The sequence below is a fragment of the Vibrio sp. Y176 genome (assembly GCF_033438945.1).
On the sequence record NZ_JAWOQS010000918.1, the window covers coordinates 1 to 568 of the forward strand.

General features: G+C 48.1%; 1 pseudogene. It reads right to left on the minus strand.

The annotated features are described in order from the left end of the window. Positions 1-568: pseudogene (locus tag R7O13_RS29405) on the minus strand (mechanosensitive ion channel protein MscS); the annotation flags it as partial.

The window sequence follows — 568 nt, forward strand, 5'->3', positions numbered from 1 at the left end:
TATCTTGCAACGCGAAACCAATGATCACACCGGCAATACCGAAACCAGTTAGGATTGGCGCTAAGTTCAAGCCAATCTGCGACAGGCCAACCATAATACCAATCACCCACACCACTTTGCCGGACATGGAGATAAAGAAGTCCTGCATTAGGTGGGAAAGTTTCAAGTTCTTAGAAGACACCGCTTTGCTCACCACTTTGCGCGTGAGTTTAGCCAGTGCACGAGCAATCAATAAGATCAGCGCAAACACGAATAGCTGGAAGATATGCTGTGGTGCGTTTTCCGCAAACCAATCCACCGCGGAGTTTGACCAGTGACTGATGATGGACCACACCACTTTGGTGTCTAGCAAGTCGTGCGTGATGCTGCCTGTGATTTCAAAGATCTGACGCTTGTACTCCGACGTCTCAATACCCATTTTGTCGCCGATCGACATCAGGTTACGCAAACTTTCCGTTGCGATATTCAGTCTCTGCTTCACGATCAGTTGGCTAAGTTGCAAAGACGCTTTTTCTGATTCAGGGCTGGATGAAAGCTGCGTACCAATGATTTCTGCTTGTTGACGCAG